General features: G+C 66.1%; 22 protein-coding genes and 1 pseudogene. 2 read left to right on the top strand and 21 right to left on the bottom strand.

Annotated features, from left to right (window positions below):
- Positions 1 to 32: 32 nt before the first annotated feature.
- A complete protein-coding gene (locus tag E6K76_07595; GenBank protein ID TMQ58595.1) occupies positions 33 to 1,754 on the bottom strand; it encodes a type II/IV secretion system protein in 1,722 nt (573 codons plus the stop codon).
- Between the two features lie 335 nt (positions 1,755 to 2,089).
- Here E6K76_07595 and E6K76_07590 point away from each other — a divergent pair.
- Positions 2,090 to 2,185: pseudogene (locus E6K76_07590) on the top strand (heparin-binding hemagglutinin).
- 677 nt (positions 2,186 to 2,862) lie between these two features.
- Here E6K76_07590 and E6K76_07585 read toward each other — a convergent pair.
- The 20 genes from E6K76_07585 to E6K76_07490 all read right to left on the bottom strand — a co-directional run bounded on the left by E6K76_07585 (position 2,863) and on the right by E6K76_07490 (position 25,125).
- A complete protein-coding gene (locus E6K76_07585; protein TMQ58594.1) occupies positions 2,863 to 4,002 on the bottom strand; it encodes a hypothetical protein in 1,140 nt (379 codons plus the stop codon).
- A 351-nt stretch (positions 4,003 to 4,353) separates the two neighbouring features.
- Complete coding sequence (locus E6K76_07580) at positions 4,354 to 4,644, bottom strand: HU family DNA-binding protein (protein TMQ58593.1); 291 nt, start codon at positions 4,642 to 4,644, stop codon at positions 4,354 to 4,356.
- A 92-nt stretch (positions 4,645 to 4,736) separates the two neighbouring features.
- Entirely contained in the window at positions 4,737 to 8,267 is a 3,531-nt protein-coding gene (locus E6K76_07575; protein TMQ58592.1) for a hypothetical protein, read from the bottom strand.
- Positions 8,257 to 9,567, bottom strand: coding sequence for a bifunctional folylpolyglutamate synthase/dihydrofolate synthase (locus tag E6K76_07570; GenBank protein ID TMQ58591.1), 1,311 nt, complete (start codon positions 9,565 to 9,567; stop codon positions 8,257 to 8,259). The genes E6K76_07575 and E6K76_07570 overlap by 11 nt, the downstream gene beginning before the upstream one ends.
- Positions 9,564 to 10,691 (bottom strand): acetyl-CoA carboxylase carboxyltransferase subunit beta, encoded by a 1,128-nt coding sequence (locus E6K76_07565; protein ID TMQ58590.1) that lies wholly within the window; start codon positions 10,689 to 10,691, stop codon positions 9,564 to 9,566. Before E6K76_07565 ends, E6K76_07570 begins: the two co-directional genes overlap by 4 nt.
- A complete protein-coding gene (gene rimI, locus E6K76_07560; GenBank protein TMQ58589.1) occupies positions 10,688 to 11,161 on the bottom strand; it encodes a ribosomal-protein-alanine N-acetyltransferase in 474 nt (157 codons plus the stop codon). Before rimI ends, E6K76_07565 begins: the two co-directional genes overlap by 4 nt.
- A complete protein-coding gene (tsaB, locus tag E6K76_07555) occupies positions 11,158 to 11,874 on the bottom strand; it encodes a tRNA (adenosine(37)-N6)-threonylcarbamoyltransferase complex dimerization subunit type 1 TsaB (GenBank protein ID TMQ58588.1) in 717 nt (238 codons plus the stop codon). The genes rimI and tsaB overlap by 4 nt, the downstream gene beginning before the upstream one ends.
- Positions 11,852 to 12,355, bottom strand: coding sequence for a tRNA (adenosine(37)-N6)-threonylcarbamoyltransferase complex ATPase subunit type 1 TsaE (gene tsaE, locus E6K76_07550; protein ID TMQ58587.1), 504 nt, complete (start codon positions 12,353 to 12,355; stop codon positions 11,852 to 11,854). Before tsaE ends, tsaB begins: the two co-directional genes overlap by 23 nt.
- Before the next feature lie 6 nt (positions 12,356 to 12,361).
- Complete coding sequence (locus E6K76_07545) at positions 12,362 to 13,924, bottom strand: bifunctional response regulator/alkaline phosphatase family protein (GenBank protein TMQ58586.1); 1,563 nt, start codon at positions 13,922 to 13,924, stop codon at positions 12,362 to 12,364.
- A gap of 19 nt (positions 13,925 to 13,943) precedes the next feature.
- Entirely contained in the window at positions 13,944 to 15,236 is a 1,293-nt protein-coding gene (locus E6K76_07540; GenBank protein ID TMQ58585.1) for a HAMP domain-containing histidine kinase, read from the bottom strand.
- Positions 15,237 to 15,246: 10 nt separating this feature from the next.
- Positions 15,247 to 16,521 carry a serine--tRNA ligase gene (gene serS, locus E6K76_07535; GenBank protein ID TMQ58584.1) on the bottom strand — a complete coding sequence of 425 codons (1,275 nt, stop codon included), beginning with the start codon at positions 16,519 to 16,521 and terminating at the stop codon, positions 15,247 to 15,249.
- 6 nt (positions 16,522 to 16,527) lie between these two features.
- Positions 16,528 to 17,442 (bottom strand): hydroxymethylbilane synthase, encoded by a 915-nt coding sequence (hemC, locus tag E6K76_07530; protein ID TMQ58583.1) that lies wholly within the window; start codon positions 17,440 to 17,442, stop codon positions 16,528 to 16,530.
- A 55-nt stretch (positions 17,443 to 17,497) separates the two neighbouring features.
- Complete coding sequence (locus tag E6K76_07525; protein TMQ58582.1) at positions 17,498 to 18,661, bottom strand: FtsX-like permease family protein; 1,164 nt, start codon at positions 18,659 to 18,661, stop codon at positions 17,498 to 17,500.
- A gap of 7 nt (positions 18,662 to 18,668) precedes the next feature.
- Positions 18,669 to 19,817 carry an FtsX-like permease family protein gene (locus E6K76_07520; GenBank protein ID TMQ58581.1) on the bottom strand — a complete coding sequence of 383 codons (1,149 nt, stop codon included), beginning with the start codon at positions 19,815 to 19,817 and terminating at the stop codon, positions 18,669 to 18,671.
- Complete coding sequence (locus tag E6K76_07515) at positions 19,814 to 20,479, bottom strand: ABC transporter ATP-binding protein (protein ID TMQ58618.1); 666 nt, start codon at positions 20,477 to 20,479, stop codon at positions 19,814 to 19,816. The genes E6K76_07520 and E6K76_07515 overlap by 4 nt, the downstream gene beginning before the upstream one ends.
- Before the next feature lie 37 nt (positions 20,480 to 20,516).
- On the bottom strand, positions 20,517 to 22,397 hold the full coding sequence (locus tag E6K76_07510; GenBank protein TMQ58580.1) for an efflux RND transporter periplasmic adaptor subunit: 1,881 nt from the start codon (positions 22,395 to 22,397) through the stop codon (positions 20,517 to 20,519).
- Complete coding sequence (locus tag E6K76_07505; GenBank protein ID TMQ58579.1) at positions 21,758 to 22,735, bottom strand: methionine synthase; 978 nt, start codon at positions 22,733 to 22,735, stop codon at positions 21,758 to 21,760. The genes E6K76_07510 and E6K76_07505 overlap by 640 nt, the downstream gene beginning before the upstream one ends.
- 2 nt (positions 22,736 to 22,737) lie before the next feature.
- Positions 22,738 to 23,721, bottom strand: a complete 984-nt coding sequence (locus E6K76_07500) for a hypothetical protein (protein TMQ58578.1) — start codon at positions 23,719 to 23,721, stop codon at positions 22,738 to 22,740.
- The gene (locus tag E6K76_07495; GenBank protein TMQ58577.1) at positions 23,718 to 24,044 is read right to left on the bottom strand and encodes a DUF971 domain-containing protein; all 327 of its coding nucleotides are present in this window, start codon (positions 24,042 to 24,044) and stop codon (positions 23,718 to 23,720) included. Before E6K76_07495 ends, E6K76_07500 begins: the two co-directional genes overlap by 4 nt.
- A 1-nt stretch (position 24,045) precedes the next feature.
- A complete protein-coding gene (locus E6K76_07490) occupies positions 24,046 to 25,125 on the bottom strand; it encodes an Mrp/NBP35 family ATP-binding protein (protein TMQ58576.1) in 1,080 nt (359 codons plus the stop codon).
- A 230-nt stretch (positions 25,126 to 25,355) separates the two neighbouring features.
- Here E6K76_07490 and E6K76_07485 point away from each other — a divergent pair, with 230 nt between their 5' ends.
- Positions 25,356 to 26,324: a thiamine pyrophosphate-dependent dehydrogenase E1 component subunit alpha gene (locus tag E6K76_07485; GenBank protein ID TMQ58575.1), complete on the top strand. Its 969-nt coding sequence runs from the start codon at positions 25,356 to 25,358 to the stop codon at positions 26,322 to 26,324.
- Positions 26,325 to 26,345: the final 21 nt, after the last annotated feature.

Here is a 26,345-nt window from a genome sequence, read left to right as displayed (position 1 = left end):
CTCAGAGCCCGGTATCGGAACGCGGGCACAGGCTACCCGCGGGCCGGGAGCGTGGCTTGGTCCGCGTCCGAGGCCAGGAGGAGGTTCTTTCGCGTGACCCGGATCACCTCTTGGAGCGTCGTGACCCCCCGGGCCGCCTTGCGCAGCGCGTCATCGCGCAGCGACTGCATGCCGCCGCGGCGCGCGGCGCGCACAAGCTCTTCGGTCGAGGCGCGCGAGACGATCAGGTCGCGGATTTCGTCGGTGACGACCAGCACCTCGAAGATTCCCATCCTGCCGCGGTACCCCGTCTGTCCGCATGCCAGGCAGCCCGCGCCGACGACGAACTCGCCTTTGATCGCGCCTGCCCCCAGCTCCTCGAGCGCCTCGACCGGCGGCGCGCTTCGGCGGCGGCACTTCTCGCATACCCTCCGCACCAGGCGCTGGGCCACCACCCCGAGCATCGCCGAGGAGAGAAGAAACGGCTCGATCTTCATGTCGAGAAGCCGCGGCAGTGCGCCCGCGGCGTCGTTGGTGTGGAGGGTCGAGAGCACGAGATGCCCGGTGAGCGCGGAGCGGACCGCGATTTCAGCCGTTTCGCTGTCGCGGATCTCGCCGACCATGATCACGTCCGGGTCCTGTCGCAGCAGCGCGCGCAGGCCGCGCGAGAAGGTGAGCCCGATGTCCGGATCCACCTGGGTTTGGCGGATCGACGGAATGTGGTACTCCACGGGATCTTCGAGGGTGACAATGTTTCGCTCGACCGTGTTGATCTTTCCGATGCAGGAATAGAGGGTCGTCGTCTTCCCGCTTCCCGTCGGGCCGGTGACAAGCACGATGCCGTTCGGCCGCTCGATCATCCGCGAGAGCTCGGCGAGCGGACCCGGGGCGAGCCCTAGCTCCGAGGTCCCGAGCAACGCGCTCGACTTGTCCAGGATTCGCAGCACCACGTTCTCGCCGTGGATCGTGGGGAAGGTCGAGACCCGCATGTCGTATTCCTTCCCTGAAATCTCGATGCGGGCACGCCCGTCTTGTGGAAGGCGGCGCTCGGAGATGTCGAGCTGGGCCATGATCTTCACCCTGGAAACGACGGAAGGGTGGATCGATTTCGATTGGATGGACGCTTCGCGGAGAATCCCGTCCACGCGGTAGCGGATTCTGAGATTGGCCTCGTCGGGCTCGAAGTGGAGGTCGGAGGCCCCCTCGCGAACCGCCTGGTGCACGACCGCGTTCACGAATCGGATGACCGGCCCGTCCTCCTCGGCGTGGGCCACGGCTTCCGCGGCCACGGCGCCTTGCTTCCGCCCCTGCTCCCGAACGAGGATCTCGAGCCCGCCGCCGAGCGGGTGGTAGCGATCCACCGCCTCGCGTATCTGCGGTTCCGGAGAGACGACCACCTCGACCTCGAGCCCAGTGGCGAGCTTCACCTCGTCCAAGGCGACGATGTCGAGAGGATCGACCATCGCGATCGTGAGGGTGTCTCCGATCTTGAACAGCGGGACGAGCTTGAACTGCCGCTCGATCCGCTCGGGTACGAGGCGCACGATTTCCGGCTCGAGGACGTAGGTCGTGAGATCCATGCGCGGAATCCCAAGCTGCCCTTCGTAGTAGTCGAGGATCGCCTCCTCCGAGACCAGCTCGAGCCGGAGAAGCACCTCCCGGAGGGCCTGTCCCGTGCGACGCTGCTCCTCGAGCGCGCGGGCGAGTCCCTCGCGCGAGAGGTGTCCCTGCTCCACGAGGCTCTGCCCGAGCGGTTTGCGCCCACCTTGCGCCATAGATACTCCCACGCCTGAATAAGGGTTTACGGACCGGGGCCGCACACCGGCCGGCCACGTCGCAGGTATCGGCCTTGAAGCGGGGTATCTGGAGAAATTTGGGCGCGGCTGAAGCGGGTGGTTCCTACGCCGTCAGGCCGGCTCGCGTGGCGTCTAGCGATTGGCGCCCGGCTTGGCTCGCGGCGAACCTTCTTCCGGGGCGGGCTCCGGAGCCTGGGTGATTTCCGGGATGGCGTCCTTCCCCAGGTGGAGCAGGGTAACCTCGGCTCGGTAGAAGAACCGTCGGCTCGCGGGCCGGAGGATCGGCATCGTCGAATCGGCGGGGGCTGAATGGGCCGAGTCCGCGCCGGCCGGGCCCGCGGCGGCTTCCTCGGCGGCCGGGCCCCCCGCGGCCGAGCCCGCGGCGACCGAATCCGCGACGGCTCGCGCCGGAGCCCGTTCGGTTGATACCTCGAGAATCGTCCGCGCGTAGCCGGTGACCGGGATCGAGGGATTCCTCCACGAGGTGCGCGTCATGACCGCGCGGTTCACGAAGGTCGTGTCCTCGGCCGGCCATTCGTCTTTTCCATATCGGGTTACTCGTTCCACGCTGCAGGGGAGGACCGTGCGGTCGGCGCGGAGCGTGTCGGCCGCGAGTGAATCGATCTTCGCGATTCCCTTGAATTCGAGAAGGTCCATGGCCGAGATGTCCTCATCCGGCATCGGCCCGCCTTCCCCGCCGACCGGATATTCGAAGAGCCGTCCGTCCGGAGTAAGCATCTGGTAGCGCCGGAGCACGAGCGGGGCGTTCGGGAGACGCCCCCGATCCGAGGCTTCGCCCTGCGCGAAGAATCCGCGTTCGATCCGCGTCCTCCCGCCTTCCGCGGTCTTGAGCTCCACCCACGCCCCCGACTCCTCGCCCCAACCCTCGCGAGCGACGACCGCAAGCCTCTGCGTGAACCGGCGCGGGGGCCGGTTCTTGGAATCCACCTGAATGCTGTAGGAGACCCAACTGCCCGGCTGGCAGTCGGATGGAATGGTGAGCGCTCGAAGCTTGACGCTTTGCGCCCGGGGGGAGCCGCTCGCCATGAGGAGACATGCGAGGGCGGCTAGGGCGGTCCTGCCTCCCCTACGGATGCCAGTGGACAATATGCGTGAGCGCCTCGTCGTAGTCGAAATTCGGATTCTGCTCGTGTGTGTGGCAGGTGAGACACACGTCAGGACCCACGACTGCGGTGGGGTCACCCTTCTCCGGATGTTTGGTGCCCATACCGTGGCAATTCTCGCACTGCACGTTCACGAGATCGGGGGTGGTCTGCTTGGACGCGAACCCGCCCGCCTGACCGTACCCGACGACATGGCAGGGCAGGCATTCGGGGGTCGAGTCGCGCTGGTTCTTCGTCAGCGTCTCGAAGGCGTGCGCGTGGGCCTGGCTGGAGTACATCTGGTACTCGGCCTCGTGGCAGCGGCGGCAGTTCTTCTCTCCCAGATAATGATCCCCCGAGGCCGAGACCGGCCGCACCTCGGGCGTGTTGGCATTGGGGTTGTTGGAGAAGCGCCGGTTCAATTCATCGTTGAAGGCGTCCACGAGGTGATTCATGTCGTCGTCCGCGGGGATCTTGTCGTCCAGCCCCACGACCTCGCCGTCGTACGAGGAAATCTTGCCATCCTCGATGACCAGGTGCACGCCGGGGATGTATTGCCCGCGATCGCCGGCGCGGGTGTTGATGACGCCGTTCGTCTTCGCGATCTCGCGGAATAGTCCGGGCTGATGCCCGAACACCATGACGTCGATCCCGGGCACCTCCAGCGTCAGACGTTGACTCTCCGTAAGCCCAAGGTGGGAGAGCAGCACCACGATGTCCGCCTTCTTCCGGAGCTCGGGGACGAGGGCTTTTGCGGTCGCGAACGGATCTTTCACCTCGAGCGCCCGCTCGCTCACGAGCGTGCGGATCCGCATGTCCTTCCCGATGAGACCGAAGAACGCCACCCGCAAGGAGCACATCTTGCGAATGACGTAGGGCTTCACGAACGGCTTCTTCGTGTCGGCGTAAAACAGGTTGGACGAGACGACGTCGATCTTCGTTTTCTTGAAGGTGTCGAGAAGGAACGCCTGGCCGAAGTTGAACTCACGCTCCCCGAGCGTGACAACGTCGTACCCGAGCCGATCCATGGCGTGAACCATGAAGGCGCTCTTGAGGGAATCCTGTTCCCCGGCCGTGCCGAAGAAATCCCCGGAGTCCACGCGGAAGTGGTTCGGGAACTTCATGGCGCCTACGTTGAATTGGCTCGCCCTCCGGGCGAGCCCGCCTAGCGGGTGAGCGTGTCAGCCGCAGGGAGCGAGCTCGCCGTTCACATCCGTCGTGGTCTGAATGAGGATGTCGCAGGGCGAACCCTTTCCCAGAAGCCGCGGGCTCAAAGCCGCAAGCCCCGCTGCGACAAGAAGAAAGAGTAGGGATCGGAATCGGGTCAGTGAAACTCACCTCCGTTCTGGAATCGGCAATATCGCCCAAGACTATACCCCGCAAAAGATGCCGGGTTCAAGAATTTGGCCCCAGAGCGCAGAGGGAGCGGGCAGGTGCACCCTGCCCGCTCCCTCGCAAATCCGGTCGTAGGGGGGTTATTTCTTGATGCGGTCCTTCAGTGCCTTTCCCGCATGAAATGCCGGGAAACGGGACGCTGCGATCTTGATGCGCTCTCCAGTCTGGGGGTTCCGACCCTCGCGTGCCTTCCGCTTGCGAGTCTCGAAGGTGCCGAATCCTGTGATCTGGACCTTCTTCCCGGACATGAGAGCGGCCGCGATCAAGCCTTCCTTGCCTGGGGAGAACAGCGTTTCGACGGCGGCGCGCGCTTCGCGGGCCGAAAGACCGGTCTTTCTTGCGACGGTGGCGATGAGCTCGGTCTTGTTCATCTTTTCACCTCCTTTCGGCTGAACGACGCGTCAACTTACGACGCACCCCGCGGGGTGTCAAATGGATTCCTGATGGGGATGCGGGTTTTTCGCTAGAAAGCATTTTCGATTCCGCCGAACCCGCGCAACCCGCGCGAACCTTGCTCGTAATAGACCTCCGGGAGATTCTTCACGTTGATCTTGAAGTAGTACTCGGTGATTCCTCCGGAGATGCTGCGGGTGAATTGCGCTTCCCAACAGTGCAGCTCGCGCCGGACCGAGTAGTTCTGGGAAATCATTTGACGGCTCTTGAAATCGAACTGCGCCGAGTAATCCACCCGCCAGTTGGTCGTGGGATTGAGCCCCAAGGACGCATTCGTGGTGGTGCTCGAGCGCCACGGCGAGTACCCGCCGGCGGCGAGCCTGCTGCTCGAGCCGGTGTAGCTCATCGAAATTCCGAACGTCCACGGGAGCCCGGCCGGGAGCAGTCCCGCGGGCGTCCAACCGGTCGGCGCGGCGACCGCCTGGGCGCCGGGTCCCAAGTCCACCCTCTCCTCCTCCCGCTGCTCGGCTCGCCTCACCCCTTGGAAGAAAAGGCCGCTCGAGACGCGGAAGCTGAGGAGCTTTCCGTCGTACGGGTTGTGGGTGAAACCCATGCTGATCAGTCCGCGGTCGGTCGGACGAAGGGTAAGAACGCTCGAGAGATCGGACAGCGGCTTTTGTCCCTGTCTCGCTGCGAGGAAGTTGTAACTTCCGGACGTCGAGAGCTGGATCAGGTTGTTGATCACCTTGGGCTGTGCGGCGCTCCCCCATTTGACGTGGATGTCGTTCCGAATCGAGAACGTCATCGCGCGCGATTCCAGGCCGCCCAGCGAGGTGGAGAGGCCGGTAAAGCGCGGCTTGAGGTTCCCGTTGGCGTCGCGGTAATTGAGCTTCGGGTAGGCGGGCTGATACACCAGACCGACCGAAGGGGTGACGACGTGGCGGATCCCCCGGAGCGGTCCCAGCGAGGGCCGGAACGTCCCGAAGAAGGCTGTATTCATGTCGATCCCCCCGCGCCAGACTCCCGCCCGCTGATTGCGGTTCCCGGCGGCGTCCCTGCTGACGAAGACCTCGGTGTAGCTCATGTTCGGGCTCACCTTGAGAAACCCGAGCAGCGTCCTCACGTCCGTCAGCCCCATGTTGTGGCTCACGGCGGTGCGCGCGGTCGTGACGTCCACGAATCGAACCGTTGTATCGACCGGCGTCCCCAGGGTGTCGAGCACGACCGTCGACTCCGCCCGAGCCTCGAAGAATCGATTCCGCTCGCTCAGAAGGGTCGAGCTCAAGCTGAAGACCGTGGAGGAAAGCCACGGAAGGCGCGCGGGCTCCTTGCCCCGCGCGAGATGCCCCAGCGGCCGTGCGGACAGCGAAAACGAGACCGCGGGCAGCCGCTGCTCGATCTCGGGGGGGCCGCCCCGTTCCGGATCGAGGTCCTGGTTCCGAAGGAGCCCGAAGTTGAGCGAGGCCCCGCTCCAGCTCTTGTTCAGGGAGAGGCTCGATCTGAGATTGCGCTGCACCCGGAGCAGAACGGAGCGGCCGATGGTCTGGTCGCGGAGGTAATTGCTCGAGTTCGCGAAGTTACCCTGCGCGGTGAGCGTGAAATTGGGGCCCAGGGTCTGGAAGTGCCGCCCGAAGAGATCCCACCGATCGGCGCCCGATACGAGCGTGTGCTCGAACGAGGAGTTGATCTCGCCCGACCACCGGTATCGCTTGTTGTACCGCGTCTGCGCGTGGGCGATCCACCGCGTCTCCTGGTAGTAGTCCCCCCATCCGGTCGCGTCCAGGTAGTCGTTCACCGCCCAGTAGTATCCGAGGTTGCGTATGAACTTCCCCCCCGCGCTCGAGGAGCCGAACTCTACTTGCGGGAGCTGAAAGCCGGAATGGCGCCCCGGCTTGATGGGAAAGATGTAGAAAGGGAGCGCGAGCACCGGAATGTGCTTGATGTAGAACACGACGGGCCGTGCGATCACCTTGTCGTGGAGAAGGATCTTCATCTTGCTGCTTCCGAAGTGATAGTGGGGCGAGTCCAGATCGCACGTGGTGTAGCTCCCGTTCTTCACGTCGAGGACGTCGTCGGAGACCTTCCGGATCTGCTCCCCGTAATAGAAGCCCTTCTCATACGCCGTCTTGCCCGCGTAAATCGTGCCTCGGCGAATCGACAGGTCGTAGGTCATGGTCTGGCCCGTGATCCGATCCCTGCCGTCGTAGAGCACCGGATCGCCTTCGGCGCGCATCCGCTCGGTCTTCGTGTTGAACGAGACGCGCTCCGCGTTCAGGCGCAGCTCCTTGTACGTCACGTCCGCCGAGCCGACCACGTTCACCTCGTTCCGGTCCACGTCGTAGATGACCCGTTCGCCGCGGTATCGAACCCGCTCCTCCTGCTGCGCGCGGCTCGTGTCCCCTTCCGCCGCCATGAAATAGGTCCCCTCGCTCCGACCCACCACCGTCGCCCGGTGGGCCCGTCCGTGAGCGAATTCCACGATGATGCTGTCCCCGCTCGAGATGTTGCGCCCGCCTTGGGCGCTGTCCTCGCTCGCCGGCCAGTAGGAGCTCTGCGCGTGCCCGACGATGACCGCCCTGCGCGATTCCTGGTCCGGAAGAAAGAGCGTCACGGTGTCGCCGGCCGCGTGGCTGCGCTCCCCCCGCCCGCGCTCGCCCTTCGCTTCGTAGCTCACGGCGGCGTGGGGGCGCACCTGGACAGACTCGACGCGACGCTGCGCCATTCGGATCTCGAGCGTGTCTCCCTGAACCTCTCCCTCCTCGTCCCACGCGCGCGGATTCCCAACCAGAAGGGCGCGGTTCTCCGACTGGTAGAACTCCCCGCGATCCCCTTTGGCTCGAAGCTGGTCGCGCTCCACCTGGACATCGCCGACCGTGAAGACCGCGCGTTTTGCGTTGTCGAATTCCATGGAGAGCCCGCGCACCTGGGTCGACTTCCCTCCCGATTCCTCGATCGTGAGGACCGGGCTCTGGGTCGCCCACGCATAGTCGCCCCGCCGGTCGTATCGGACCCGCCCGGCGTGCACCGTCGTGCTCTCCGCGCGATCGACGCCCACCACGTTTCCCGAGGCGAGGATCACGTCCTTCGCCCGGTCGTATTCGATCTGGTCGGCGGTCAAGATCCTCGTGGAATCCTCCATTCGAGGGCTCCCCACGATCACCGACCGGTTTTCGTTGCGGTAGAAGCGGGCCTCCCGCCCCGTGATGCGCGCGGTGCCTTCCTGGATACGGACGTTGCCTCGGAGGACGGCGAGACGCGCCCTCCGATCGTAGGATGCTTCGTCCCCCCACATCCTGGTCTTGCCGTCGATGATCTTCACATCGCCCATCAGGACGACGAGCTCCCGCTGGCGGAAGACGCGGGCCGAGTCGCCCGTGACCGTGGTGGTGCCGTGCTCCACCGTGACGTGGATCGCCGTGTAGACGTCCTCGTTCGACGTCGCGGAGCCCGAGAGCCGGTCCGCCTTCAGGTGATAGGTCTCATCGGCCGCGGGGGCCGGCGCGGGGCTCTGGGCTCGTCCGCTTCCCGGTCCTGAGGCCGCCATGGCGAGCGCCACGAGCAGGGCGCGGATCGGGCCGGCGGGCCGGCCTTCAAATCGCATCGGGTACGCGGACCTCGAGATGCGGCAGCGCCGAGGCCAGGAGAAAGAAGGAGCCCGCGACGACGACCACGCCGCCGGCCTCCGCGGCCCATGCCACCGCGCGGTCGAGCGCGTCTGGAATCGAGGGGATCGCCTCGCAGGTCAAATGGCGCGAGGGGGCGGCGCGAAGAAGCGCGGAGGCGGGCGTGGCGCGCTCGCCTTCGAACTGGGTCAGGTAGAAGCGGCTCGCCACCGAGCCCAGCCGCCTCAAGAACTCGGCGTGGGCCTTGTCCTGAGACAGCGCGACCACGAAGGCGACGCGCCGCTCGGAGAAGAGCGCGCCGACCGTCTCCGCCAGCGCGCGGGCGCCCTCGGCGTTGTGGGCGACGTCGACCAACACGGGGGGCTCTTCGCGAACCAGCTCGGCCCGGGCGGGCCATCGCGCGCGAGGAATGCCGCGCGCGATCGCCGACGCGATCTCCGCCGGCGGGCGGCTTTCGAGCACTTTTTCGGCCGCGAGCGCCGCGAGCGCCGCGTTTCTCGCCTGATGCTTTCCCAAGAGATTCGTGCGAAGCCTCCCTGAGTACGAGGATGTTTCGAGCTGGAACTCGGTTCCATCGAGGCTCAAGCCGCGCGTGGTGTAGCGGGCCGCGCTTCCGAGCCAGCTCACGTTCGCCCCCTTCTGCGATGCGGCGGCGGCGATCACCGCTTTGGCCTCCCGTCCCCGGACGCCGCACACGAGGGTGGCGCCGGGCTTGATGATTCCCGCCTTCTCGGCCGCGATCCGCTTCAAGGTGTCGCCCAGGATCTCGCGGTGATCGCTGCTGATCGTGGTGATCACCGAGACGCGCGGGCTCAAGATGTTCGTGGCGTCCAGCCGGCCACCGAGGCCAACCTCCACGACCGCGATGTCCAGATTCGAGGCCGCGAAATGGTCGAAGCAGAGCGCGGTCGCCGCCTCGAAGAAGGAGGGACCCTGGGCTTCGAACCGGGGCCACCAGCGCTCGAGCAGGGTCTCGAGCGTCTCGTCCCCGATCTCTCGACCCTGGACGCGGATCCGCTCGTGGAATCGGAGGAGGTGGGGCGAGGTGTAAAGGCCCGTTCGAAGCCCGGCGGCGCGGAGGATGGAATCGAGGTGGGCCGCCGTGGAGCCCTTGCCGTTCGTCCCGGCCACGAGGATCGACGCGAACGCGCGGTCCGGCCTGCCCGCCGCCTCGAGCAGGCGCTCGATCCCCACGAGCCCCGGGCGCATTCCGCTGCGCTCGAAGCGATACATGGCGTCAAGGCGCCGGGTGAGTGTGGCGCTCGCGGGCGCCTTCATTCGCGGATCGGTATCTCCCGATCGGCGGGAAACGCCGCGGAACCGCCGGGCGTCGTCCCCGACGTTTCACCGGGCGTTTCGGCGGGGGGCCTGGCGGGACCCTCGGGGCTCTCCACGCCGGGCGCTCCATTCACGCTCGGCGTTGATTCCGACTCGAACGGCTTGAGCTGCACCTCCGGTGCGGGCGGGGGAGGCGGCGTGGATGCGACCGGGCCGCCCACGGCGCGGAATCGGGCCAGGGTTTCCCCCGCGCGCCGGCGCGGCTTTTGAGGCAAGAGAGCGGCCGCCGCGAAGAAATGGAGCAGCCAGGCGAGGGTTCTCCGAAGCTCGTTTCGGTGCACGATTCGGTCGACCATCCCTTTCGCGAGGAGAAACTCCGAGCGCTGGAACCCCTCCGGAAGCTCCTGGTTGATGGTCTGTTTGATCACGCGGGGTCCGGCGAAGCCGATCAGGGCGCGTGGCTCGGCCAGGATCACGTCCCCGACCGAGGCGAAGCTCGCGGTCACACCCCCCGTCGTCGGGTGGGTCATGATCGAAATGTATGGGACCCCCGCATCCGAGAGCCGGGCCAGGAGGGCATTCGTCTTCGCCATTTGCATGAGGGAGAGAATGCCTTCGAACATCCTCGCGCCGCCCGAGGAGGAGAGAAGCACGAGCGGCCGCCGGGTCTCGAGCGCGAGCAGGATTCCACGCGCGATCCGCTCCCCGGACGCGGAGGCCAGGCTCCCGCCGAGGAACGAGAAATCCATCACGCCGATCACGAGCGGACGGCCCTCGATCGTCCCCTCACCCATGAGGATCGCCTCGCTCAGGGACGTTTCCTCGCGGGCCTTCCGCAGCCGGTCGGAATAGCGTTTCGTGTCGCGAAACTTGAGCGGGTCGGTGGAAACCACCTCGGAGAAGCGCTCGACGAAGGACCCCTCATCGAGGAGGATCTTGAGGTAGGTCCGAGCCGAAATGCGGAAATGGTACGAGCACTTCGTGCACGTCCAGAGGTTCCGCTCGAGCTCCTTGTGGTACAGGATCTCGCCGCAGTCCTCGCACTTGGTCCAGAGACCGTCCGGCAGCTCCCGTTTCCGCTGCGGCGTCTTGAGCCCTTCTTTTGACTTCTTCAGCCAGCTCATACGCTCGGATCCTCCGGGAGGACGCGATACATCACGATAGCATCCTCCACCGGGCTCCGGTAGTAGTTCTTTCGAATCGCGATATCGATGAACTCGTTCTTATAATAGAACTTACGCGCCATCTGATTCGATTGCCTGACCTCGAGGGTCACCCTCCGAACACCCGCCCGCGCCGCGTCGCGCACGAGCTCATCCAGGAGCCTTTGGGCGATGCCCTGCCGCCGGCGGGCCGGATGCACGGCCAGATTACCGATGTGGGCTTCATCCGGAATGAGAACGGCAAGCAGGTACCCGATGAGATCTTCGCCCCGCATCGCCCCTCGAGCGTAGCCCCGCGCGGCTGCGTCCAGCTCCGATTCGAACATGCCGCGCGTCCAGGGGTCGCTGAACGAGGTGCGCTCGATCGCGACGATCTGGTCCAGATGCTCGGCCGTGAGCGGCACGATCCGGACCGAATCCTGATCCGTCATGACGAAGGCTTCCTCGCGTTGGGCGTGCGCCCGTAGAAGGGCACGGCTCCCGCAAGATCCTCGTTCTGCCCCGCGAGCAGGTTCCGATCGCCCAGCTCGGCCACGGCGGCCGCGGCAGGCGGGGGGGAATCGGCGCCGCTTCCCCTCTCATCATTAGAACCGCGGTCCAGGAGGACGTAGCCCGCTTCCTCGAGCAGCTCGCGAAGCTCCGGTTTCAGGTCCGGTGCCGCGACCGCGATTGCGGTGTTCCCCGGGCCCGCGGCCTCGAGGAGGACCTCTGCGAGGTCCTCCTCGGAAACGCGCTCGGGCCCCCAGAGGCAGGCCGCGCCCGCCGACCAAAGCGAAGCCTGGACCTGGCCCCGCTCCCCCGGGAGCACGGTCGCGATCAAGCCTTGCGCGCGCCGGTGCCGGTACGCGTTCGCCTCGTGCGCCGAGACGAGCGTCAACTTGACCGGGAGCCCGAAGCAAACGCCCTTGGCCCACGCGAGCCCGATTCGAAGCCCGGTGAACGATCCCGGACCGCCCGAGACGGCGATTCCCGAGAGATCGCGAAGCGTCCGACCTCGTTCTCGAAGAAGCCTCTCCGCCGCGCGCGAAAGCCCGCTCGAATGCTCCCCCGGAGCGAGGCCCTCCCACACGGACGCCGAGCCGTCCTCGGCGAGCGCCACGGAGCCGAAGCGATTCGCGGTATCAATCCCGAGGATATAGCGCATCGCTCCAATATTCCCGGTCGAGCTTCCCTTCCTTGAGAAGGGTGAGCCAGCGTTCCCCACGCGCCTGGATCCGAATCTCACGGGCGGCCTCGCCGGAGTAGCGAAGCGACAGGTCCAGCCGGCCCTCCGGGAGCCGGTCCGGCGCGCGGTCGGCCCATTCCACGAGCACGATTGCTCCCCGTTCCGCCAGATCCTCGATTCCGAGCGTGTCCCACTCCCCCGGGGCCTGCAAGCGGTAAAGGTCCACGTGGACGATCGCGGGAGCTTCGCCGTAAACCTCCACGCGCACGTAGGTGGGGCTCCGTGCCCGCATCCCCGGATGAACGGCGTCGACAATCCCGGAGACCAGGGTCGTCTTGCCGGTGCCCAGATCGCCCGTGAGGGCGACCCAGTCGCCTGGAAGTGCCAGGGCGCCGAGGCGCCTGCCGAAGGAACGCGTATCCCCCGCTCCGCGCAGGAGCGAGCGCACCTCGATGTTCAACGTGAATCAGCCCCGAGGAGTGAGTGTGACCGTGGGCAGGATCATCTCTTCCAGGGAAATGCCGCCGTGCTGGAAGCTCCCGCGGTACTTGTTCTCGTATTCGTGGAAATTCGTCGGGTAGACGAAATAGAAATCTTCCTTCGCGATGATATAGCTCTTGTTCGCCGTGTCCGCCGGCAGCCGGTACCGGCTCGGCTCCTTCACGTGAACGGCATGCTTGGGATCGCAGGCCAGATTCGTTCCGAATTTGAATCGAAGATTGGTCGACGTCTCCCTGTTTCCGTAGACGAGGGCGGAGCGCCGGCTCAGGATCGCCCCGTGATCGGTCGTCAAGATCACCGTGCAATCCTGCTTCGACATCCATTTCAGCGCCTCGAAGAGCGAGGAGTGAAGGAACCAGGAACGCATCACCGACCGGAACGCGGACTCGTCGGGCGCGAGCTCGCGCAGGAGGTCCGATTCGGAGCGCCCGTGGGTGAGCATATCGAGGAAATTGAACACCAGCGCTACGAGCGGAATATTCTGGAACGTGACGACGTTGCGCCTGACGTTGTTCGCCTCTTCGACGTTGTAGATCTTGATGTACTTCGGGGGCGAAAGGAGCTCGAGCGACAGCCGCTTCAGGTGCGCGTCCAGGAGCTGGCGCTCGTAGCGGTTCTTGCTCCGCTCGTCCCCCGGACCCTCGTTCCAGAACTCGGGGTGCCTCCGCTGGATCGCGTCGGGAAGGAGCCCCGCGAAAATCGCGTTCCGCGAATACGGAGTCGCGGTCGGCAGGATGGAGACGTGGTAGTCGACCTGCACGTCGAAAAATTCCCGGACCAAGGGGTCCACCGTGAGCCATTGGTCGAGGCGCATACAATCGACGACGATGAAATAGACGCGCCGTTTTTCGCGCAGGATCGGCGCGACCCAGCGCTCCAGGACGTCCGTGGAGAGCGGGGGCGCATCGTTTCCGGCAAGCCACGAGGGATACCGCGCCTCGACGTACTGGCCGAACTCGACGTTGAGCTCTCGTCTCTGGTCCGCGTGCGCCTGCTTGAGCCCGGCGTCTTCGACCTGATCGAGCTCCACGTCCCATTGGGCGCTCCGGGCGTAGAGATCGACCCAACCGCGCCAGTCGAGACCCCCCGTGGAGTCCGCGCGGAGCCGCGACAGCTCCGCCACGTAATCGCGCGCCCGCTGGCTCTCTTGGAGCCGGTCCGCTTCGAGGAGACGCTTCAGCGCGAGGAAAATCTGCGTCGGGCGCACCGGCTTGATCAGATAGTCGTCGATGCGCTTCCCGATCGCCTCGTCCATGAGCGATTCCGCTTCGTTCTTCGTCACCAGCACGACCGGGACGGATGGGTCCTGGTCCTTGATCGCTTCGAGCGTGGCAAGCCCGCCGAGCCCGGGCATCGATTCGTCGAGCAGGACGACGTCGAACTTCTCGCGCGCGGCACACGCGACGGCGTCATTTCCATTGGAGACGGAGGTGACCTGGTAGCCCTTCGATTCCAGGAGCAGGATGTGGGGCTTCAGGAGGTCGATCTCGTCATCGGCCCAAAGAATTTTTCGATTCTGGAACGCCATGGGTCTTTCGGCTCTGGGATTACGCGGAACCGGGGTTCGGGGAAGGGGCTACGGGCAGCGCGACGGCCACGGTCGTTCCCTGGCCGGGCACGGATTCCACGATCGAGATCTTTCCGCGATGATACTCGCGAACGACGCGCCTCGCAAGCGCGAGACCCAGCCCCCACCCTCGCCGCTTCGTGCTGAACCCCGGCGAAAACGCGCGTCGCCGCTCCGCGGGCGTCATGCCGCGCCCGTTGTCCTTGACCCTGAGCTCCACTTCGCGCCGTTCCCGCCGCCAGCCCAATTCCACCTCGATCGTTCCTCTGGGCTTGTCGGCGGCGTCGATCGCGTTTCGAATCAGGTTCTCGACCACCCATTCGATCAGCTCTTTGTGGAAAGCGACCCTGGGAATCGCCTCGTAGCGCTCCGCGATCTCCACCTCATGTCCCAGGTGCGGGAGGCGGTGGCGAAAATAGCCCACCACCCCTGCCACGACCTGCGTTAGATCCCCCTCCTTGAGCGCGGGAACGGAGCCGACCTGGCTGAACCGGAAAGCGACCTTGTTGAGCCGATCCAGATCGAGATCGATCTCGGATGCGATCGCCTCGATCCGCTCCGGGGTCCGATCCGCGCCCGCGGCCATCTCGCGCAGGTGAGCGGACCAGCCGAGGAGCGAGGACAGGGGCGTTCCGAGCTGGTGCGCGGTTTCCTTGGCGAGCGCGGCCCAGAGCGATCGCTGCTCCGCGGCCACGATGGCGCGAAAGCCGACAAATCCAAAGACAAGCAGCGCGAAAACCACGCCGAACTCGACGTAGGGGATCCATCGAAGCTTGGCGACCAGCGAGGGCTCGCCGTAGTGGACCATTCCGAGCACGCCCGGATTTCCAAGCCGCTCGACCGGGATGGGCGCGTGCCTACGATCGAGCTTCGCGGCGGCGTCCTGGATCCTCTTCACGGCGGGCGGAATGATGCCCGTCTCGGCCGCGCGCTGGAGAACCGAATCGGGAACGGCCGCCGGAGGGATGCCGATGTGCTTCCACGCGCGTGGGATGCCTCCGGTGTCCGTGAGGATGATCGGAAAATTGATGTTCCCCACGACCTCGCGGAAGATCGGGATCAACGACGGGTCCTCGGCGACCGGAAACGTGGAGACCGCGAAAAACCGGGCGAGGACGTAGCAGAGGTTCTGGGTTTCGTTGTTGAGCCGGCTGATCAGATAGTTCGAGTGAAGCACGAGCGCCGCCATGAGGGCAACGATCGCGAGGAAGAGAAACACCTTGTACGGCAGCGGCCGGACCGTCCGCGGCCGGGCGGTGCGGAGATCGGGCATGTCCCGGGCCTCAGACGGGCCCGATCTCCCGTTCGCCGTCCCAGTAGGGCAGGAGCGCGTCCGGGAGGCGCACGGATCCGCGTTCGGTCTGGTGGTACTCGAGGAGCGTCGCGAACGTGCGCGGGAGCGCCAATCCCGAGGCGTTCAGGGTGTGGACGTACTCTGCCTTCGCCCCGGGCCCGGGGCGGAAACGAATTCCCGCGCGGCGGGCCTGGAAATCCTCAAAATTGCTGCAGGAGGAGACCTCGAGCCACCGGTCCTCCCCGGGCGCCCACGTTTCGAGGTCGTAGCACTTGGCTCCGGCGAAGCTCAAGTCCCCCGCCGCCAGGAGCACGACCCGGTGCGGCAGCTCGAGCGCGTCGAGCACCGCCTCCGCGTCGGCGAGCAGCTTTTCATGCTCGTCGTAGGATGTCTCGGGGCGCACGAGCTTGACCAGCTCCACCTTGTCGAACTGATGGACGCGGATCATCCCGCGCGTCTCGCGGCCGTAGGCGCCCGCTTCCCTACGATAGCTCGCGCAGTAGCCGACGTGATTGATGGGGAGCCTTCCCCCGTCCAGGGTCTCCTCGCGGTAGATGTTGGTGATCGGCACTTCGGCCGTGGGATTGAGGAACAGATCCTCGCCCTGCACCCGGTACATGTCCTCCTCGAGCTTGGGGAGCTGCCCGGTCCCGAAGAGGCATTCCCGCCTGACGAGATGCGGCGCCCACACCTCCGTATAGCCCCGCCGGGTCGCCGAATCGATCATGAATTGGATGAGCGCGCGCTCGAGACGGGCGCCGCGTCCGGTGAAAAGCAGAAACCCCGCGCCCGCGATCTTCCCGGCGCGGTCGAAGTCGAGGAGCCCGAGCGACTCGGCGAGCTCCCAATGCTGCTTGGGCTTGAATCCGAGCTTGCGGAACGTGCCTGACTCGCGCACGACGACATTCCCCGCGGCGTCCCCGGCTCGCGGGACCGAAGGGTGCGGGACATTGGGGATCCATACGAGGATCTTCTCGAGCTCCGATTCCAGGCCGGCGATTCGCGCATCGAGCGTCTTGATCTCCTCCCCGACCCGTTTCATCGCCGCGACCTTGTCGGGGGCGTCTTTCCCCGCGCGCTTGAGACGGCCGATTTCCTCCGAGACGGCGTTCCGCTCGTGCTTCAGCCGCTCGGCTTCGGCAAGGAGCTCGCGCCTTTGTTCGTCGAGGAGCAGGTACCGGTCCAGGTCCGCCTGGGTTTTTTTGAATGCGATGGCCTCCCGCACGCGATCGGTCTCGGTGCGGATGCGCTTGAGATCGAGCATGACGCCCTAGTGGGAGCTTTCGGCGGGGGAAAGGAGGGCGCGGGCCCCGTCGAGCAGGAGACGGCGCGCGAGCCGCACCCCGATCTGCTCTTCATCCCCGGCCTTTCCTTCTTCTTCGTCGCGGTAGATCTTGATCCCTTCCCGGTCCGCGATCACGCCCTCGAGATGGAGCGTGTTGCCGTCGAGCTTCGCGAGGGCGCCGATGGGGACGGACGGATCGCCCGTCACCTCGCGCTGGAAGGCGCGCTCCGCCGCGATCTCCGCGCGCGCGACCGCGTCATCGAGATGCTTGGCCGCCTTGAGGAGCTCCTTCGACCCCTTCAGGACCTCCAGGCCGAGCGCGCCCTGTCCCGGGGCCGGGACGACCACCTCGGTCGTGAAAACCTCGGTGACCCGGTCCTGGTATCCCAGGTGCTCGACCGCCGAAGCCGAGACCACGAGCCCGTCGACTTCGCCCATCTCGAGCTTCCGCATCCGCTCCTCGAGGCTTCCCGAGAAATCCACGATGGAGAAATCATCCCGGTAATGCAAAAGCTGCGCGCGCCGGATCGGCGTGTGGGCGCTGATCGCGGATCCCTCCGGCAGCTCGTCCATGATGATCCCATCGCGCGCGATGAGCACATCAAAGGGCGTGAATCGTTCGGTCACCGCCGCGAGCACGATGCCCTGGGCCGGCTCGGGAGGCACGTCCTTCATGTTCTGGACCGCGATGTCGATCTCGCCCTGAACCAGCGCCTCCTCCAGGGGAAGTCCGGGCCATCGGGCGGAATTGCCGCGTCCCCGCTCGGCGGCATGCCCGACCGGAACGAGCACACAGGCGGCGGATCCGACGTGCGGCTTCAGGAGCTCGGCGACCTGCTCGCCCAAGATGCGCCCCAATCGGTTGTCGCGGACGCCGATTTTGATTCGGTTCTTGCTCATGGGACGCCGACGCTAGCACACGCCGGGGGGAGGGTCAACGCGACGCCGCCCGGGATCAGGCCTCGCGGAGCGCTTCGACGATGACCCGTCGCGCCGCCTTGCGCGAAGGGAAGAATCCGCCGAGCGCGCCCATGATGGCGGCGAAGATCATGCCCGAGAGGAGCATCGTGGGCGTGACCTGGAAGCGGAAGGCGATCTCGCTGAAGGAGGCGAAGTTCATCGTGCTCGTCGTGATCCCGTTCACGGGAAGCGCCATGAGCGAGCCCAGGAGGCCGCCCAGCGTCGCGAGGAGCACCGATTCGATGAGAAAGGAAGTGAGAATCGATCCGCGCGAGAAGCCGAGGGCCAGGAGCGTCCCGATCTCCTTCGTGCGCGAGCCGACCGCCGCGTACATCGTGTTGAGCGCGCCGAAAACAGCGCCGAGCGCCATCACCAGCGTGACGAAGAGCCCGAGCCCTCGCAGAAGCGTGGCGAGCGTGGCGGACTGCGCCGCATAGAACTCGTCTTCGTGTTTCACCTGGACGCTCATTCTCGGATCGGCTTCCAGGCGCTTCTGGATCGCGCCGAAGTGCGAGGGCTCATCCAGGCGAAACGTGACGCTCTGATAGACCGGCCTGTCGAAGACCGGCATGAAGAGCTCCACATCCCCCCAGATCTCCGAATCGAACGCGGTCCCTTGCGCGTCGAACACGCCCACGATGGACCACTGGCGTCCGGCGAGCTTGATGCGATCTCCCATCGTGCAGTGGGCGATCCTCGCCTCGGCGAGCTTCCCGACGACCACCTCCTCGAGGCCCGGCCGGAACATGCGACCCTGGACGAGGTGGAGTTTCGGGCGGAGCGCGATCGACCTGGCTGTGACGCCGCGCACGACCACGTTGGCCTGGGTTCCGTTCTTCCGCTCGAGATTCCAGAGCACGACGAGCTCGTGCGTCGCGAGCGGGGCTCCGTCCAATGCCCGGGCGATCTCCGGTTGGCTCTCGATCGACGCGGCCGCTTCGCGCGCCACGATGCTCGTCAGCTCGGCGGTCGAGCCGCTCCGGATCACGATCGCGTTCGCGTGGGACCCGGTCGCCTGGAGCGCCGACTGGAATCCCCCCGCCAGGGCCAACGTGAAGATGAAGACCCAGGAGACGAGACCGATCCCGAGCGCGGTCAAGACGGTGCTCACCTTGCGCGCGGAGAGATTGCGGAGGTTGTAGGCGAGCGGGACGGCCATCGTGCCCTCAGGCGACCCTGCGCAGCGCGGATGCGACCTGGAGACGGGCGGCCTGAACGGCGGGGGCGACCCCGCTCAAGAGGCCCATCAGAGCGGCCAAGACCAGCCCGAGGAGGACGGTTTCCGGCAGGACGCGGAAATTCGGGAAGAATCCTCCCCCGGTGAAATCGGATTCCCGGAAGACGAGCGCCGCGAGACCGCAGCCCAGGCCACCTCCCAACAGGGAGAGGAAGAGCGCCTCTCCGCCGACGAGGCGCAGGATGAGGCCGTCGGAGAAACCCAGGGTCTTGAGCACGGCGATCTCGGTGGTCCGCTCGCGCGCGGCCATCATCATGGTGTTGATCGTGACGAGCATGATCGCGAACACGATCGCCGAGCCGATGATGGTGAGCAGGAGCTGGACGTTCCCGATCATGGAAATGAAGCCGGCCTGGAAGGCTTTCTCGGTTTCCGTCTTGGTCGGCTGCGGGCTGTTCTCGAAGAGGGCGTCCACGCGACCGCTCACGGAAGCCGCGAGATCGGGGGATGCGATTCGAAGCCAGTAGATGCCCACGAGGCTCTTCCTCCCCTCGGGAAGCGATTCGTTCAGGTAGTCCCAGTGGAAGAAGAGCGTGTTCTCGTCGACGTCCTTGGTCTGCCCGGTGTAGATCCCGCGCACCACGAAGCGCCATTCGCCGGGGAAAATCGTCCCCATGATGGGAATCTGGTCCCCCAGCTTCCACCCGTACTTCCGGGCGAGCGCTGCCCCGATGATGCACGCCGTTCGCTCCGAACGGAACGCCTCCGCCTGTCCGGCGGGGAGAATCACTTCCGGGAAGAGGTCCAGAAGCGTGGGGACGTCCATCGCGAACTGGGCGAATTGATTCTTCGGGTCCTGGTAAAAGCCGCCGAACCAGTTGCCGTAGGAGATGCCGGTCACGCCGGGAACCCGGGAGAGCCGCTCGCGATACGCCAGCGGCAGCGGGAAGACGAGGGAGGCCGCGTGGCGCACCACGAGCCGCGTGGCCTGCGAGGCCCTTAACGAGGCCTCGAAGGAGGTGATCACCGTCCGCAACGTGCAGAAGAGAAAGAGCGCGATCGCGATCGAGAAGACCGTGAGGAAGGTCCGCCGCTTCGAGCGCATGAGATTGGCGAAGATGAGCCCGAGGTACTTCAAGGCTGGAGCACGCCCTTGTCCAGATGGAAGATCACGTGCGCGCTCTCCGCCGCGTGGGGATCGTGGGTCACCATGAGGATGGTTTTTTTCAGCTCCTCATTCAGACGCTTCAAGAGCGTGAGGATTTCGGCCGCGTTCCTCGCGTCGAGGTCCCCCGTGGGCTCGTCCGCGACCAGAAGAGTCGGATCGGCCACGATCGCGCGCGCGATGGCGACGCGCTGCTCCTCGCCCCCCGAGAGCTGGCGTGGGAAGTGCTTGGCGCGGCCCTCGAGCCCGACCAGCCCGAGGGCGAAGAGCACGCGCTTCTTCCTTTCCCTCGCGGAGAGCCGCGTGAGAAGGAGCGGCAGCTCCACGTTTTGAAAGGCGGTCAACACGGGAATCAGGTTGTAGAGCTGAAAGATGAAACCGATGTGCCGGGCGCGCCACGCGGCGAGGCGCGAGGGCTTCAGGGTTCCCAGGGATTCCCCCGCGACGCGCACCTCCCCCTGGGTCGGGGTGTCGATTCCCGCGATCAGGTTGAGCAGCGTCGATTTTCCCGAGCCGCTGGGCCCCATCAGGGCGAGGAATTCCCCTTCCCTCACGTCCAGGTTGATTCCCTGCAACACAGGGACCTCGATCCGGTCCCGGTGATAGACCTTGTGCACGTCGTGAAGATGGACCAGGGCGCCGTTCTCGGATGGCACGAAATTCCTCCGCTCGCTATTTGACACGGACGCGGCTCTTGTCACCCAGCGTGGACGGAGCCTCCACGATCACGAGCTCCCCGGGAGCCAAACCCCCGCTCACCGCCACGCGGTCGCCGGCGAGGGGGCGCGGCGACACGCCCCGCATGACCGCGCGCCCTCCCTCCACGACGTAGACCACCGCGCGGCCCTCGGCCTCGCGCACCGCGCGTTTCGGGATCGCGACCACCGCCGCGGCCGCCGGGCTCTTTCCCGCGACGGCCCCGGCGTCCGCGAGGAACGTGGTCTTGACGCCCATCTCGGGAAGGACGCGCGGATCCAGCCGATCAAACGCGACCTTCACGAGAACCGTCGCCTTCTGGCGGTCCGCGGTCGGAACGATCTGCCTCACGTGGCCGGGGAAGCGCTCCTCGGGATAGGCGTCCAGGGTGATCTCGGCCCGCATGCCCTCGTGCACCCGGGAGACATAGCCCTCGTTCACGTCCGCTTCGACTTCCAGCGTCGCGAGGTTCGCCATCGTCACGATCGCCCCGCGCGTGAGCCCGCCGGTGGAGGGAATCGGGCTCACGATTTCGCCGACTTCCGCTTCCTTCCGGAGCACCGCTCCCGCGAAGGGCGCGCGGATGAACGTCTTGTCGTAATCGACCTGGGCCGACTGGACCCGGGCCGACGTGTTCCTTGTCTCCGCCTCGGCGCTCTGGACGCGGGCGTGCGCCACGTCATCGCTCGCGACCGCCCGATCGAGCTCGGACTGGCTCACGAGCCCCTTCGAGTGGAGCTGGACGGCGCGCCCCCTCGCGAGAGCGGTCTCGCGCGCGGTGGCCGCGGCCTCCGCTTCGCGGGCCTCCGCCGAGGCGAGCGCCGCCCGTGCGCTCGCGAGCGCGGACTTTTGATCCGCGTTTTGGAGCACCCCGAGGACCTGCCCCCTCCGGACCCGGCTCCCTTCCTCGACGAAAAGCTGGTTCAGCCGCCCCGCCACCTCGGTCGAGACGGAGGCGCGCTGGCGCGCCACAACGTAGCCGTTCGCCGTCAGGATCTCCGCGCCTCCCGCGCCGGGAACCCCTCCCAGGGGCTCCGCGCGGGCCACCCCGACCGGAACGGAGACGGGATTCAAAGCGCGGTAGGCGAAGGCTGCCCCGGCCAGCGCCACCACCGTGAACGCGCCCCAGAGGATGGCGCGCCTCGGGCGGCCGGTTCCGGGAGCCGGCGCGTCGCGGTCGATCTTGAGACCGGAGAGATCGACCGGGCTATCCGGGGTCACGCCGTGATGCCACGCTCCTTCCGCACCTCGCGCACGGCCGCCACCATCACGGCGAGCTTTTCCTTCGCTTCCTCCACGGTGCGCGTTTTCAGGCCGCAGTCGGGATCGATGTACATTTGCTCCGGCTTCAATATCTCGAGGCCGCGGAGGATTCCCTGTTTCACCTCCTCCTTGGTCTCGATCCGATGCGAGTGCACGTCGAGCACGCCGTACCCGATCTCCTTCGTGAAACGATGCTGCCGGAACCGGTCCAGGAGGTCGTAGCGGCTGTTCGCCATCTCGAGATCGATCATGTCGACCGGGAGATCGAGGAGCGCGGGGTAGATCACGTCGAAATCGCCATAGCAGATATGCGTGATGGTCTTCGCCTTCACGCCCTCCACGGCGCGGCCAAGGGCCCGGACCGCGAGCTTGAGCTCCTCCGGGCGCACCGAGATCGCCGGCTCGTCCACCTGGACGAACTTCGCTCCCGCCTCCACGAGCGCGATCGCCTCTTCGCGAATCGCCTCGGCCAGATCCATGGCCAGCGCCTCGCGCGACGGATAGTGCTCGTTGAAGGACCAGTCCATCATCGTGTACGGGCCCGTCAGCATCCCCTTCACCGGCTTCGACGTCTGGCTCTGGGCGAATTTCCACCAATCCACCGTCCAGGGGTCGGTGCGCCGCACCGGGCCCGTGGCGACGGGCTTTCGGTAATAGCGGTTTCCGTAGGAGCGGACCGGGTTCGAGATCTGAAACCCGTCCATCCGCTCCGCGAAGAAGGTGGTCATGTCGCCGCGATAGAGCTCTCCATCGACCAGAATATCGAGCCCGATTTCCTCCTGGGAGCGGATCACCTCGATCGTGGCTTCCCGCTCGAGCTCGTTCAGTCGCTCGGCGGAGATTTCGCCGCGGGCGAACTGGTTCCGCGCGCGCTCGAGGTGCGGCGGCTTCGGAAAGCTCCCGACGGTCGTCGTCCAGAGTCCACGCGGCATGATCATCCTCCGTTCCCTGAAGCGAGGCGTGCCGCCTCGGTGAGGCGCGAGACTTTCATCGCGGCGCGATCGACGGGCAGGTATTCGAGGCTCGCGGTCGGGCAGAGCTGCCACGCGAGATCGGACCTCATCGCACGCGCCCGGCCGACCGCCTTGGCGACGTCGGAGGGGTCTTCGAGCCTCGTGTTGCGCGCGTCGATGAGCCCGAGCGCGACGGTGCGCCCTTCGGGCACCTTGGAGATCAAACTCCACGCATCGGGTGCCTCGACCAGGTCGAGCCCCAGCACGCTCCACGTGAGATCCCGGACCGCGTCGAACACGGCCGCCGGGGCGCGGAAAGGAACGTGGAGCACGGTCTTCGCCTTTCGCCCGCGGAACAGCGGCTCGAGCGCCGCCCGGACGAGGGATGCGTCCGAGGCCCTGGCGCGCCCCAGCCACGGCTCCTCGAAGTGGATCCACGCGGCCCCGGCCTCCTCGAGCGCCTTCGCCTCGCGGGCGAGGACCTCTCCGATGGCGCGGGCCGCTTCCTCTGGGCTCCGGTAGTGGCGGTCCTTGGAGAACCGGTACAGCGAGTAGGGGCCGGGCAGCACGGCCTTGAGCGGCCGGTGCGCCATGCCCTGCGCCGTCCGGAAATCCTCGACCGTGACCGGCCGCGTCCAGGAGAGCGGGCCGGCGATTTCGGGCTGGCGGTAGTACGTGTTGCTATCCAGGTAGCGGATCAAGCCCGCGATCTCGAATCCCTGGACCCCGCGCGCGAAGTACGTCTGCTCGTCGTCCCAGGCCACCTGGCCGTCCACCGGGATGTCGACGCCGGCGGATTCCTGTAATGCGATGATGCGCCGCGTGGTCTCTCGGGTCGCCTCGACGAGGTCGCGGTCGGTCGCCTTTCCCTGGTCCATCCGGTTCCGAACGACCCGGACGTTGGGCGCTCCGGGTTCCAGCGGGAGCTTCGGGAAGCTCCCGGACAGCGTCGTTTCGATCTTCATGCGCAGTCCTCGCACGGGCAGACCCGTCTCAGGTAGTCGAAGCTGTAGATGCCGGTGGTATGGCCGTCGCTGAATGAAAAGTGGAGCGCGTAGTTCCCGACCGTTCGCGCCGCCTCGATCGCGATATCGGGGCGGATGTGCTCCTCCGACACCAGCCGCTCCCCCGACGTCTCGCTCACGCATTGCGCGCAGGGGCAGCGGCCCCTCAGATAGCGGGCGCCGAAGGTGCTCGCGTGTCCGTCGGTCCACCGAATGGCGATCGACTCGCCGCTTTTCTTCCTGATCTCGGCGGGCGTCGCCCGCTCCTCGGGAGCCGTGAGCACGCTACTCCTCGACGATCGTGAGAGGAACGCTTCGGAACGCCTGGATGCTGACCTGCTGCGCCAGCTTCCCCGTGACCTCCGCGAATGCGCGCCCCGAGGCGGACTCGGGCTGCGCGAGCACGACCGGCGTTCCGGTGTCGCTGTGTTTTCGTATCGCGGGGTCGAGCGGGATCTCGCCGAGGAACGGCACGCCCAGCGACTCCGCGGCGCGCGCCGCGCCGCCGTGACCGAAGATCTCGTCCCGCCCACCGCAGTGCGGGCAGATGTAGTAGCTCATGTTCTCGATGACGCCCAGGAGGGGCACCTTCGTCTGCTGGAACATCCGGAGCGTCTTCATCGAAATTTGGAGCCCCACGTCCTGGGGCGTGGAGACGATCACGGCACCGGTCACGGGCACGGTCTGGACGAGCGTGAGGTGGACGTCCCCGGTTCCGGGCGGCAGGTCCACGACCAAGTAGTCGAGGTCCCCCCAGTTCACCCCGAGGAGACTCTGTTGAAGCGCCTTGTGCGCCATCGGTCCGCGCCAGATGAGCGGCATCTCCCCGCTCAGGTATCCCATCGACATGAGCTTGACACCGTGCGCGTCGACCGGCTGGATCACTTGTTCCCGGATTTCCGGCTCTTCCTGCGAGCGCATCATGATCGGGATGCTGGGTCCGTAGATGTCCGCGTCCAGAAGGCCCACCTTCGCGCCGCTCCGGGCGAGCGAGACGGCCACGTTCGCGGCCACGGTGGATTTTCCGACGCCCCCCTTCCCGCTTCCGACGGCGACGATGTTCTTGACGCCGCGGATCCGGCTGGTCTCGGGGGCGGGCGGCCGGCGCACTTCGGCGGTCATGTTCACGCGCACATCCTTGACTCCCGGAACGTGTTCCAGCACCGCCTGACGCGATTGCTCCCTAAGGCGGTCCTTGACCGGGCACGCGGGGGTGGTCAGGTTCACATCGAAGGACACCGTTCCGCCTTCGATCTTCATGTTGCGGACGAAGTTGAGCGAGACGATATCCCGGCGGAGGTCCGGATCCATGACCGACCGGAGCGCGTCCAAGACGTTGGACTCCGTTATGACCGTTTCGCTCATCTAATCTCCCTGGGACGGAACGCCTCCATACCTTATGGGGCGCACGATGATACCAGCGCTGCGGGCGAATCGAAATGAAAATAGGGATGTTACATCTATATACGATGCGTGGATCGCGGGGTTCGATGCCCATTGGAAGGTCCGCCGGCGTGTGTTAGCGTAACCGGCTGGTGTCCGGCGCTTTCCCGACTCCGATCGGCAAAGCGCCCGAGGTAGATCGAGGAGGATGCATGCCCGTATCCAATGACGAGCTGAAAGGGCTCTATTACTACCTAACTCTAGTCCGCACAACCGACGAGCGCTGTCGAAAGCTCTTCAAGCAGGGCCGGTTTCACGGCACCTACTTCAGCGCAGTGGGGCAGGAAGCCACCGTGGTGGGTCCCTGCTACGGCCTTCGGCCGGAAGATACGATCGGGATTCAACATCGTGAGATGGGCGCCGCCATCACGAAGGGGATGCCGCTCAAATACGTCATGGCGGAGCTCTTCGCGCGTAAGGACAGCCCGGATCGGGGGAAGTCCCACCCCTGCCACTATGGATGGAAACCCCTCGGGATCATCACCCCCGCATCCACGATCGCCGCCCAGACCGTGATCGCCACCGGGTGCGCGCTCGCCTACAAGTTCCAGAAGAAGGACAACGTGGCGGTCTGCTTCGTCGGGGAGGGAGCCACCTCGAACGGGGCATGGCACGAAGCCCTGAACTTCGCGGGCATTCACAAGCTGAACTGCGTCTTCGTCGTGCAGAACAATCTCTGGGCCGAGTCGGTGCCGGCGTCGCTCGGCGTGCCCGTCGAGGACGTTTCGGAACGCGCGAAGGCCTACGGCTTCCCCGGCGTCACGATCGACGGGAACGATCTCCTCGTGACCTACGAGACCTCGCAGGACGCGATCCGTCGCGCCCGTCGCGGGGAAGGCCCGACGCTGATCGAGATGAAGACCTACCGGTGGTACGGGCATTCGGAAATCGACCCCGCCAACTACCGGACCCAGGAAGAGCTCGAGTACTGGAAAAAACGCGATCCGGTCCCCCGGTTCGAGAAGGTTCTGATGGAGCGCGGGATCATCGACGAGTCGTACAAGCAGGCGACGGTCCAGCGGATCGAGAGGGAGATCGAGGAGGCGATCGAGTTCGCGGAGAAGAGCCCGCACCCCGAGCCCCACGAGATCCTGGAGGACGTGTACGCCCCGCTCGCCTAAGCAGGGGGGCAAGACCCCGCG

This window comes from Candidatus Eisenbacteria bacterium, assembly GCA_005893275.1.
Lineage (GTDB): Bacteria > Eisenbacteria > RBG-16-71-46 > SZUA-252 > SZUA-252 > WS-7.
This window is presented reverse-complemented; position numbering and strand designations above follow the sequence as displayed.

Bases quoted from the DNA above. Each gene is read 5' to 3' on its own strand.
- E6K76_07500 (TMQ58578.1), bottom strand. From the start codon at position 23,721: ATGAAGATCGAAACGACGCTGTCCGGGAGCTTCCCGAAGCTCCCGCTG.
- E6K76_07570 (TMQ58591.1), bottom strand. From the start codon at position 9,567: ATGAAGGCGCCCGCGAGCGCCACACTCACCCGGCGCCTTGACGCCATG.
- E6K76_07540 (TMQ58585.1), bottom strand. From the start codon at position 15,236: ATGCCCGATCTCCGCACCGCCCGGCCGCGGACGGTCCGGCCGCTGCCG.
- serS (TMQ58584.1), bottom strand. From the start codon at position 16,521: ATGCTCGATCTCAAGCGCATCCGCACCGAGACCGATCGCGTGCGGGAG.
- tsaB (TMQ58588.1), bottom strand. From the start codon at position 11,874: ATGCGCTATATCCTCGGGATTGATACCGCGAATCGCTTCGGCTCCGTG.
- E6K76_07565 (TMQ58590.1), bottom strand. From the start codon at position 10,691: ATGAGCTGGCTGAAGAAGTCAAAAGAAGGGCTCAAGACGCCGCAGCGG.
- E6K76_07505 (TMQ58579.1), bottom strand. From the start codon at position 22,735: ATGCCGCGTGGACTCTGGACGACGACCGTCGGGAGCTTTCCGAAGCCG.
- E6K76_07585 (TMQ58594.1), bottom strand. From the start codon at position 4,002: ATGAAGTTCCCGAACCACTTCCGCGTGGACTCCGGGGATTTCTTCGGC.
- E6K76_07580 (TMQ58593.1), bottom strand. From the start codon at position 4,644: ATGAACAAGACCGAGCTCATCGCCACCGTCGCAAGAAAGACCGGTCTT.
- hemC (TMQ58583.1), bottom strand. From the start codon at position 17,442: ATGAGCAAGAACCGAATCAAAATCGGCGTCCGCGACAACCGATTGGGG.
- E6K76_07490 (TMQ58576.1), bottom strand. From the start codon at position 25,125: ATGAGCGAAACGGTCATAACGGAGTCCAACGTCTTGGACGCGCTCCGG.
- E6K76_07595 (TMQ58595.1), bottom strand. From the start codon at position 1,754: ATGGCGCAAGGTGGGCGCAAACCGCTCGGGCAGAGCCTCGTGGAGCAG.
- E6K76_07485 (TMQ58575.1), top strand. From the start codon at position 25,356: ATGCCCGTATCCAATGACGAGCTGAAAGGGCTCTATTACTACCTAACT.
- E6K76_07525 (TMQ58582.1), bottom strand. From the start codon at position 18,661: ATGGCCGTCCCGCTCGCCTACAACCTCCGCAATCTCTCCGCGCGCAAG.
- rimI (TMQ58589.1), bottom strand. From the start codon at position 11,161: ATGACGGATCAGGATTCGGTCCGGATCGTGCCGCTCACGGCCGAGCAT.
- E6K76_07575 (TMQ58592.1), bottom strand. From the start codon at position 8,267: ATGCGATTTGAAGGCCGGCCCGCCGGCCCGATCCGCGCCCTGCTCGTG.
- E6K76_07545 (TMQ58586.1), bottom strand. From the start codon at position 13,924: ATGGCGTTCCAGAATCGAAAAATTCTTTGGGCCGATGACGAGATCGAC.